Origin of the sequence: Ruminococcus sp. (assembly GCF_017650195.1) — a bacterium.
GTDB lineage: Bacteria > Bacillota > Clostridia > Oscillospirales > Ruminococcaceae > Ruminococcus.
Genome location: NZ_JAGCFH010000052.1, coordinates 1 through 9841, shown reverse-complemented (window position 1 = coordinate 9841; position 9841 = coordinate 1). Strand labels below are relative to the sequence as shown.

The window sequence follows — 9841 nt, the reverse complement described above, 5'->3', positions numbered from 1 at the left end:
TATTACTCCCTATTTCAAAGAGCTATGTTTTGAAAGAGTTTTTCCGTAAGAACTCTGTACGATTTATCATACATTTAAGTAATAATCTCCATAGCCGTATGAATATTATGTACACATCTATTCGGATAGAGCGCAAAGCAAACCTGATATTAACATACGAGTACGAGCATTCCCTTTTTGTAGGCCGAAATGATACTGTGATAGCTGTTTTACCAGCCAATATGGTTTTATCTTCCCTCTCAGCGAATGTTTATGTGCCCACTTTTTATTAGTACCATTGTAAGAAAAGACTTCGTAATTTATGAAAAAATCTTCAGATTAATAATTTTGTTAGGTATATACAAATATTATAGCATGAAGTTAACTGAATTGCAACATCAAAAAAGCAAAGCAAGCTTATACATTAAAGCCCACTCTGATTTTAAATATAGGTATTAAAGAGCTGATATTATCGGCTGAAATCGTAAATTTTTTATGAACATACAATTCAAGTATGATAAAAAGCACTGTAAACGCTTTTCTTTATATTAGTTATTTGTCAGTGTTACGCCTTGTGTATTATTTATGTGTTGCAATTTAGATAAGGTATATAATTCTGATAAAAACAAACGCCCCACTTAAAGTGAGGCGAAAATTTGGCTGCGGAGGCTCCCCGCTGGTACGCCTGACTGGAATCGAACCAGCGCACACCGCGTCGGAGGCGGATGCTCTATCCACTGAGCTACAGGCGCTTATAAAAAGACCTTTATAATTATAGCAAAAACTCTTGAAATTTGCAAGTGTTTATGATATAATTATAAAAAATAAATTAGGAGGGAACGTTTTGGAGGACTATATTTATTTTATAGTTGCGCAAACAGGTACAAGACCTGCACGGTTCTTCAAATTTTTGACTAAAAAACCTTATAATCACGTTTCTCTTTCAGGTGACATGGAACTTTCTGAAATGTACAGCTTCTGTCGTACATATAGACCGTTTCCCCTTCCAGCCACATTCAATAAGGAAGTAGTGGGACAGGGTACTCTCGGTCAATATCAGGATATCCCATGTGAAATATACCGTATAAGCGTAACTCCGGAGCAAAAGGAAGCCTACAATTCGCTAATCACACATTTTGTCCAGCATCGTAATGTATATTCATACAACCTTCTCGGACTTCTCGCAGTTTATTTCAATATCGAGTGGAAACGTGAAAATTGCTTCGTCTGTTCGCAGTTCGTAGCTTATATAATGGATAAGATAGGGATTCACCTTGATAAAGCCTTTTCGCTTTATACTCCTGACGATTTCAGGAGCTTCCCTGGGGCAGACCTTATTTATTCAGGCGAGCTCAATACCTTCTATTATACAAGAAAAGCAAAGTTATATACATAAAGATATGATGTATGCAGCTGCTCTCAGCTCATCAGGAGACAGCAGATATGCTCCACAGTAACCTCGGCTTTCTGGGTATATCCACGACAAGCTGAAATTACCGTTGTGACCGAGCAGTTCCACAAAAGCACGTTCCTCTTTCAGAACAAGTCCGGCAGGTACTATCCTCCTTGCGCTTATCTGATTGAACGAATTTGCGTATGCATTAATAAACATCCACGAGCCGCCGCTCAAAAGCAGATATAGAAATACTGCTTTTAGAGCGGTCTTTTTCTTTTTTCTGCGCATATTGATCACCTTTTCATTGAGTTCAGCAGTTCCCCAAGAGAACGCCCGAAGAGCTGTCCAGCATACTGAGCCTGTTCAAGGGTATTTCCATGGGAGCCTACTTCAATAAGCAAACTTCCGTTGGTTAGGTCCTGATTGTAATGCCTGTAATCGAAGAGTACCGGACGCGTAAAGCCCTCATGATCGTTTTCCAACTTGCTCTGTAAAGTGCAGGCAAAGTGATAATTCTGCATATAGTTAGGCATACCGAGAGTGCCATCGTCACAACCCGAGATTATCATTATCTGCGCCGCTTCTCTGCCGTCCTCCTCGATAAACGGCTGATAGGCACAGTTTTCCGAAGCTATGGCGTCCCTATGAATATCGAGCACTACCTTTATGCTCGGATACTTTTCAAGTATGGGAAGTATAGTTTCACGGCTCCGTGAGTATGAGCCGTTGTACGAGGGATAATCATGTATGTCCACGGCATGGATAACACCTATCCCCTGTGCTTCAAGCTCCGCTTGTATTGCATTTCCCACCATTACAACATTCTTGGTATCATCCGTAGTCCTATAATTGAAGCTGGGATCGAAACTCTCCCGGACAAAGGGCTCAAAACTTTCAGTCGTATGGGTATGGTATAAAAGCACAAGGGGCTCGTCTGTTTTTTCTACTGTAAAATTGGGATAATATCCGCTTTCCTTCTGTAGTTCCTCGTTTGGAATATCCGTCCTGTTATTAACCTGTCCGCCGTTTTCAAGGTCAAAGAAACTGTTCCCACTATATTTACCGTAGGTCATACGCATTATCTCTCCACCGCTTCCCCATTCCGAGGGGTATGGCTTTTCTCCTGGGGCGTCGGCTCTCATGTCTAGTGGATTCGGGAGGCGAAGGTATTCTCTTTCTTCATCGCTTTCATCGGCATATCCATACCCCTCTGACAGTATATCCGCTCCCGAAAGCAGCTCATCCTCACGCTTTATTCGGCTTATAATCTCCTCTACATCCTCCCTGCGGTATGCTGAGGCTTTTCCCGTGCTTTCAATAGTATAGCTATACTCCCCGGTCAAGGCGTTCCTCAACGCTGTATATCCCTTGAAACTGGAAGCTAACGTTACAGGCACAAGCAATGCGGCGATGCATCTTACTGTCCCTTTGATTTTTCTGCGTTTATGGCGCGTCATATACTCACCTCTTTCTTCTGGATAAGTATATTCGGATATCATGCTGTGTATGTCCTCGACTTTATGTCATTTTCAAGCATTTCCCTGCATATAATGTCTTGAGGTGATAATTGTGTACAAATGCTTTTCTTTCGGCAGCTTTCTGCGGAAGTCTTTCTCAGCTGCCTTTCTATTACTACTCTGCGCCGTGCTTATTTTTTCAGCCTGTTCGGTATTCTCTTCAGCTGCCTCGAAAAATAGTGAAAAGCCTGTTCCGCTGCCTGTACTTATGTACCACAGCGTATGCAGTAAGCCCCCCTCTGAATATACCGTTACACCAGCACAGCTTGAAAACGATCTCTCATGGCTAAGTACAAATGGCTTTACCGCAGTAAGCGCGGAACAGCTCATAGCTTATACCCATGGTAGTGGCGAGCTTCCCGATAAGCCTGTACTTATCACCTTTGATGACGGTTTTTACAATAACCTTTCCATTGTCCTGCCTCTTCTCGAAAAATACGATATGTGCGCCGTTGTATCTATTGTTGGCAGGTATACCGACGATTATGCAGACGCCGACCCTCATGCCGACACCTATTCCTACCTCACGTGGAAGGACGTATCTGAGCTTACTGACTCTGGAAGGATAGAGATTGGAAGTCATACTTATGATCTGCACTCAAACACAGGCAGACGTCAGGGCTGTGCAAGGCTCCCCGAAGAGACTGTCGACGAATACGCGGCTATCCTCAGGGAGGATATAGGGTTACTAAAAACCGAACTTAGCCAGAAGTGCGGCATTATTCCAACTGTATTCGCTTATCCCTTCGGCTCTCTTTGCAAAGAGAGTCTACCTGTTCTGCGTGACAGCGGTATTCTTATAACCCTGACTTGCCGTGAGGGAATAAACATTATTACCCGTAACCCTGAATGCCTTTACGGCATATTCCGCAATAACCGAAGCGGACTTCTCTCTACAGAGGAGTATATGGAACGACTTACTAAAGATATCAGGTAATAAAAAAAGCACCTCTGAGATAATTTCAGAGGTGCTGTAAGCTTATTCAATATATGCCAGTGCAAAGCCCGATGAAAGACTTGCGCTATTTCCTGCGCTTGAATAGCTGCTGCCTGTTGACTGAACTCTGTACTTTTCAATCCATTCATTAGCAAAGTAATCGTCAAAGCTCTTATAGCCCATTTTATCCCAGTATTTATCGTACTTGGGATCTCTATATTTCTCGAACTGCTCTGGTATCGAACCGTCCCTGTCATATTCCTCGATGATCTGCGTCGAATTGTTTACAAAATAGACCATATCCGGAACTATCTTGTAAATAATAAAGCCGAAATATGCGAAGAAAGCTAATGACAAAACAGAGATTATCATACCTATGATAGCAAATACCTTGCCCTTTCTCTTGCCAATAAGGCTGACTAATGAAAAGATTATACACAGCGGAGCCGTTATTATTGTAAGTAAAGTACCGCATATAATAAGGTTAACGAGAGAAATAACGAAGGAAGCTATTGCTAGACCTGCGCCCTTCTGCTCCGGCATATCATAATTTTCACCGTACATACCGTGGAACTGACCGTCAGGAAAGTATCCTCCGCCTCCGTTGCTGCCGTAGCCGCCTGGTGAGTTATTATAACCGTTTCCGCCGTAACCATTATAATTGTTGTTTGATGAAAAATCGTCCATTTCTTTTTACCTCCATTTGATAATTGTTCAAAGACTTGTTTCCCAGTTCCAGTTTCGTACCTCAAGCTCCTCAAGATTGTATGGAGTTTTCTGGTAAACGCAGTAATTCAGCCAGTTGGAGAACATTAGATTTGCTGTGCATCTCCATGAAAATACCGGCATATTGTCTGGATTGTCCCCTGGGAAATAATTATACGGTATCTGTATATCTATACCCTTTTCCACATCGCGCCTGTATTCGTTGGCGATAGTATCCCTGTCGTACTCAGAATGTCCCGTAATAAAATACTGTCTGCCGTTTTTATTGGCGACTATGTGTACTCCTGCAATATCAGAGGATGTCAGCACCTCAAGCTGCGGTATCCGCTCGATATCAGCTCTGCGTACCTCAGTGTTGCGCGAATGTGGCACATAGAATATATCATCAAATCCCCTCAGCAGCTGACAGTTGCTGACCTCAGCCCTGTGCGGGAATATACCGAACATTTTATGGTCAAGGGTATACTTTGGTATACCATAATGATAGTAAAGTCCTGCCTGTGCAGCCCAGCATATATATATAGTGGAGAATACATGGGTCTTTGACCACTCCATAATGCTGCATATTTCCTTCCAGTAGTCCACCTGCTCATAATCGAGAAGCTCTACCGGAGCGCCTGTGATAATCATACCATCATATCTGGCCTCGGATATCTCGTCAAAGGTCTTGTAGAATGACTCAAGATGATGATGCGATGTATTTTTTGATGTATGCGAAGCCATCTGAAGTAGATCCACATCTACCTGCAAAGGAGTGTTACTGAGCAGCCTTAAAAGCTGACATTCAGTCTCTATCTTCTTGGGCATGATGTTTAGGATAACTACCTTCAGCGGACGGATATCCTGATGCTCTGCCCTTTCCTTTGACATAACGAAGATGTTCTCATCTCCGAGAGTTTTGAAAGCGGGAAGCTCTGAAGAAATCCTTATTGGCAATCCTGATCGTTCCTTTCGTATTTATTCTTTCTTATTATTATTTTTACAGCTCTGACAGCTGTTCATAAAGCTGTCAAGGTCGCTGCATTGTCTGCTGTCTCCTCTTACAAATCGCAGCCTTCTCAGTCTGTCGAAGCTACTTTCGTCATCAAACTCGAAGAGCATACGCTGTATGCCTTTCAGTACGCTTTTCAGCATGACTGACCTTACAAGCCCGTCACAGAGCATAAGGTCTCCACCATCGTCAAGACCGTATACCACAGTCCTTTCAGCACCATAGGAATAGGCGATATAACCTATAACGCTTCCCTTGTCGAGCGCCTCTGTGATATGTAGTTCAGCACTGCCTGCGGCTTTCTTCAGTTCTTCGTAGCCCTCGGAGCCGAACCTTTCCTGTATCTCTAACATATCATTTCTCCTTGCCAATAGCGTTTCGTATAGCACGGAGCTCCTCAGCAGTCAGTTCCCGATATGTACCGGGCTTAAGCATCCCCAGCTTCAGCGGACCGATGCTTGTACGGCGAAGCCTTGCAACTTCAAGTCCCACAGCCTCGCACATCCTGCGTATCTGACGGTTCCTGCCCTCTTTTATAGTCATGAGGATGACTACTCTTCCCTCTTCCTTGTCCTTGACAACAACGGTGGCAGGGAGAGTTTTCCTGCCGTCTATTTCTACGCCCTCAGACAGCTTTACCAGCTGATCATCGGTTATGCCAGGGCGCACGGTAACGCGATAGGTCTTTGATATATGACGGCTTGGGTGCATGATACTGTTAGCAAACTCACCGTCATTTGTAAAGAGAAGAAGTCCTTCTGAGTTTCGGTCGAGCCTTCCTACAGGGTATACGCGCTCCTCCACGTCCGTAAGGAGATCCATTACGCATTTCCTGTCAAGCTCGTCCGAGACCGTAGTAACATATCCTCTCGGTTTATTCATCATAAGGTACAGGAAGCTCCTTTTCCTTGGCACGGCTATACGCTCTCCATCTATGGTTATGAGATCCTTCATGCCGCACTTGTCCCCTAGCTTTACCGGGTGACCATTGAGTTTTACCCTGCCCTGTGCTATAAGCTCCTCAGCTTTTCTGCGGGAGCATACGCCGCTGTCGGCGATCATTTTCTGAATTCTTATCTTTTCCACTGTTATCCTGTCCTTAACGGGAGAATAGCCTCCCAAGAAATTCTTTCAGCCCTGTAAATATCCCTTTTCTGCTGTTTTCGGCGTTATCAGTCGCAGCTTCTGCTGTTTCGGCTGCATAGAGATTGATAGTATCAACCTCTCTTCCTAGAAAGCTTATCCTAAGCTCTGCCACTTTCTCACCCTCCATAACAGGAGCATAGAGAAACGGCGGTCTGAGCACGGTATAAGTAAAATCGCCTTCATTTCCAGCCATTGTCGTGACGGTGTACGTATCTTTATCCGGGACGAGCTTAAGTTTATCTGAAGCAGCACCAGCAATATCGGCAGTTATGTTATCCGGCAACGTCAATTCGAGCTGTCTCACCGTTTCAAAGCCGTAATCATATATCGCTGCATGATCCTGCCAGTCGTTGCGGTCATTCAGTGTAACGCAAATAAGGTCCTTTCCTCCGCGCTTGCAGGCAGACACCAGACAACGCCCTGCTTCGTCGGTAAAACCAGTCTTTACACCGTAAACGCCATCGTACATTGAAAGCAGCCTGTTGGTATTTTTCAGCCACCTATCGTAAGGGGGACAGCCGAAACTTACCTTTATGCTCTCCTGTGAGCATATCTCACGGAAAAGCTCATTTTTCAGAGCTTCTCGGGCGAGTAAAGCCATATCCGCAGCCGACGAACCGTGACCAGCTCCCTCCAATCCCGAAGGAGTGACGAAGAATGTCTTTGAAAGTCCCATTTTACGTGCACGCTCGTTCATAAGCCCGGCAAAGGCTTCGATACTGCCAGATATCCTTACAGCCACTGCGTTGGCAGCGTCATTACCCGAGGGTAAAAGCATACCACAGCATAAAGCGTACTTTGTAACGATATCGCCATCGCATAGTCCCATTGAAGAGCCCTCCACCCTTATCGCCTGACTGTCCACGATGAACTCATCATAGAGTCCTCCGCTTTCAAGGCAGAGTAGAGCTGTCATTATCTTGGTAGTGCTTGCCATAGGCAGCTTCTCAGAGGCATTGAAGCTGTATACAACCTCACCTGTATCCGCTGAGATCAGCACAGCTGCCTTTGCGGATATATCAGGTTTTTCAGCGCCGCAGGCGGTAGTATCGCACATACACAGCATTACTACAACCGCTGCCGGAGCAGCAGATATAATTCTTTTCACAGGCACACCTCCGCATAAAAGCTATGCTAAAGAATATGCCACATTTCATCAGTTTATGCTCAGTTTATCGGTACAGAGCCGTCAGTGATATCAGAGCTCTTAGCCTCTGAGCTTCCGCCCTTCTTCTTGTTTATAAAGCCGCTTACCTTGTCTATGATAGCCGGCATTTTCTCTATAGCGTTGCTTATAGGATCGTTTGCGCCCTCCATATTCACCATTTTGGCAGAACCATCAGGAGCTATAACGAGGAAACCCTCAGGCTTTATTGAAACTCCTGCACCTGCTCCGCCTCCGAAGAGATCCTTGTCATACTTTGAGGGGAGATCCGAACCGCCTGACGCAAAGCCGTAGCTAACCTTCGATACGGGAATAACTGTAGTACCGTCCGGAAGTTTTATGGGCTCGCCGATAATTGAGTTTACATCAGCCATTTCCTTGATCTTCTCAATGGAAATACCTAATAAATCGCTTACAGGTGTATTGTTTGCACTCATATTTTATACCTCACTTCTGCCTTGCGGCGGATTTTTTCATTTTACGTTTTCTGAGTTTATTTGGTAGGAATGTTTTGAAGAAATATGTTATCAGGAACCAAGCTCCTGCTATAACCACTGTTCCGAGACGGAAATACAGCTTTCCGGCTGCATCCCACCGTCCCTTTGATACGCCGAACTGCGGCCGAACATCTATGGTTTTCAGTCTCACTGTAAAGACCTGACTGAAAAAGGCTATGCAATTATAAACGAGAGTTGAATACTTACCGTATTTTAGGGCGCAGTCATAAGCATCCTCGTCGGCTATAACAAAGTCGATATACAGATCCTTAAGCCGGAAACCCTTGAATATTTTAAGCAGAGGGCGTTGAGCGCTCTCCCATATATCCACAAGGAATTCTATCTTATCGCTGAGGGTCTTTTTCTCTTCTCCCTTCTCGGTCTCTTCATCTTCGTCCGGGAAAAACTCCTCCTCAACATCTTCCTTTTTCTTCTTTTTATCCTTCTTTTTCTTAGGAGACTCTTCCGCCTCATAATTATCGGTCATACTATCAGATAAACTGTACTCAGATGTTGTGCCGGTGTCTTCTGACAACTGCGACATATATGTCTCCGGATCGTTTACGGGAATATCGTCAAGCTCCTTTTCCCACTCGTACTTTTCCCGTTTCTTTTTCTTTTTAGGCTTTTTTTCCTTTACAGGCTTTGTTTTTTTCGGCTTATCCGGTTTATTATTCTTGGCAGCCTTGCGTTTTTTCCACCAGTTATAAAGACCGCCTCCTCTGGAATCCATAATATTTATCAGCCAAAGCTTCACCTTGTATGTGAACTTGCCGTCGATGTAACTGAACTCTCCTCCGACAGGGATTATAAGTATCAGGAATATTATGCCGAGAACGGCAAGAAGCAGATACAGCAGAATTTTTAGTACTATCATTCCTGCCGCTCCTTTCTTAGTGAATTACTCCTTTCCGGAGTCTGAAAGCTCTCTTTCAACAAACTCGTCTTCTGTTTCGAGAATAAGGTCGCTCTGGCCAGGCAGAGGCGGAAGATCGGCTGTTGAACTCAATCCGAAGCTTCTCAGGAAGACTGAGGTCGTCCTGTATACTATGGGCTTTCCGGGAACGTCAAGACGTCCTGCTTCCTCTACAAGCCCCTTTTCCACAAGGTTGTTTATTACAGAGGAGCTGTCGATACCTCTAACATTTTCCACAAAGCCCTTGGATACCGGCTGATTATAAGCAATTATCGTAAGAGCCTCCATAGCCGCGTTAGAAAGCGGGGCTGTTCTTTTAGTCTCCAGCGCTGATCGTACCTGTTCCGCGTACTCCTCACGGGTACACATCTGATAGCTGCTGTCTAGCTTTTTTATGCAGATACCGCTGCCGCAGTCATCATATCGCTCGTTAAGCAGCCTTATCATAGAGGGAAGCGTTCCCGCGTCCACTCCGCTCGCCTCCGAGAGGCGGTATATGTCTATTGGCTCACCACTAGCAAAGAGTATAGCCTCTATTGCTCCGAGCCTGTCCTTGATCTCCAAGTTTTCT

General features: G+C 44.6%; 12 protein-coding genes and 1 tRNA gene. 2 read left to right on the top strand and 11 right to left on the bottom strand.

The genetic code is table 11. The features are described 5' to 3' along the window. Nucleotides 1-656 precede the first annotated feature (656 nt). Nucleotides 657-731 (bottom strand) — tRNA-Arg (locus J6U00_RS02360). Nucleotides 732-823: 92 nt separating this feature from the next. Here J6U00_RS02360 and J6U00_RS02355 point away from each other — a divergent pair. Continuing rightward, nucleotides 824-1375 carry a hypothetical protein gene (locus J6U00_RS02355; protein WP_296578326.1) on the top strand — a complete coding sequence of 184 codons (552 nt, stop codon included), beginning with the start codon at nucleotides 824-826 and terminating at the stop codon, nucleotides 1373-1375. Here the strand turns inward: J6U00_RS02355 and J6U00_RS02350 are convergent. Together J6U00_RS02350 and J6U00_RS02345 are read right to left on the bottom strand one after the other, a co-directional pair. Further along, nucleotides 1364-1663: a hypothetical protein gene (locus tag J6U00_RS02350; RefSeq protein WP_296578324.1), complete on the bottom strand. Its 300-nt coding sequence runs from the start codon at nucleotides 1661-1663 to the stop codon at nucleotides 1364-1366. The two genes, J6U00_RS02355 and J6U00_RS02350, sit on opposite strands and share 12 nt — an antisense overlap. A gap of 5 nt (nucleotides 1664-1668) precedes the next feature. Beyond that, on the bottom strand, nucleotides 1669-2874 hold the full coding sequence (locus J6U00_RS02345; protein WP_296578322.1) for a stage II sporulation protein P: 1206 nt from the start codon (nucleotides 2872-2874) through the stop codon (nucleotides 1669-1671). A gap of 70 nt (nucleotides 2875-2944) precedes the next feature. Between J6U00_RS02345 and J6U00_RS02340 the strand changes: the two genes are divergently transcribed. After that, nucleotides 2945-3829 (top strand): polysaccharide deacetylase family protein, encoded by an 885-nt coding sequence (locus tag J6U00_RS02340; RefSeq protein WP_296578320.1) that lies wholly within the window; start codon nucleotides 2945-2947, stop codon nucleotides 3827-3829. Nucleotides 3830-3871: 42 nt separating this feature from the next. Here J6U00_RS02340 and J6U00_RS02335 read toward each other — a convergent pair whose 3' ends face one another. The 8 genes from J6U00_RS02335 to scpB all read right to left on the bottom strand — a co-directional run. Beyond that, nucleotides 3872-4516: a DUF4190 domain-containing protein gene (locus J6U00_RS02335; RefSeq protein ID WP_296578318.1), complete on the bottom strand. Its 645-nt coding sequence runs from the start codon at nucleotides 4514-4516 to the stop codon at nucleotides 3872-3874. A 27-nt stretch (nucleotides 4517-4543) separates the two neighbouring features. Continuing rightward, nucleotides 4544-5491 (bottom strand): homoserine O-succinyltransferase, encoded by a 948-nt coding sequence (metA, locus tag J6U00_RS02330; RefSeq protein ID WP_296578316.1) that lies wholly within the window; start codon nucleotides 5489-5491, stop codon nucleotides 4544-4546. 21 nt (nucleotides 5492-5512) lie between these two features. Next, nucleotides 5513-5899 carry a hypothetical protein gene (locus J6U00_RS02325; RefSeq protein ID WP_296578313.1) on the bottom strand — a complete coding sequence of 129 codons (387 nt, stop codon included), beginning with the start codon at nucleotides 5897-5899 and terminating at the stop codon, nucleotides 5513-5515. A 1-nt stretch (nucleotide 5900) separates the two neighbouring features. After that, a complete protein-coding gene (locus tag J6U00_RS02320; RefSeq protein ID WP_296578308.1) occupies nucleotides 5901-6632 on the bottom strand; it encodes a pseudouridine synthase in 732 nt (243 codons plus the stop codon). Between the two features lie 13 nt (nucleotides 6633-6645). Next, complete coding sequence (locus J6U00_RS02315) at nucleotides 6646-7800, bottom strand: D-alanyl-D-alanine carboxypeptidase family protein (RefSeq protein WP_296578306.1); 1155 nt, start codon at nucleotides 7798-7800, stop codon at nucleotides 6646-6648. Between the two features lie 59 nt (nucleotides 7801-7859). Next, nucleotides 7860-8294, bottom strand: a complete 435-nt coding sequence (locus J6U00_RS02310) for a spore germination protein GerW family protein (RefSeq protein ID WP_296578303.1) — start codon at nucleotides 8292-8294, stop codon at nucleotides 7860-7862. A gap of 10 nt (nucleotides 8295-8304) precedes the next feature. Continuing rightward, on the bottom strand, nucleotides 8305-9231 hold the full coding sequence (locus tag J6U00_RS02305) for a hypothetical protein (protein ID WP_296578301.1): 927 nt from the start codon (nucleotides 9229-9231) through the stop codon (nucleotides 8305-8307). Nucleotides 9232-9255: 24 nt separating this feature from the next. Next, nucleotides 9256-9841 (bottom strand): SMC-Scp complex subunit ScpB (gene scpB / locus J6U00_RS02300; protein WP_365717829.1); only part of this gene is annotated, 586 nt, incomplete at its 5' end.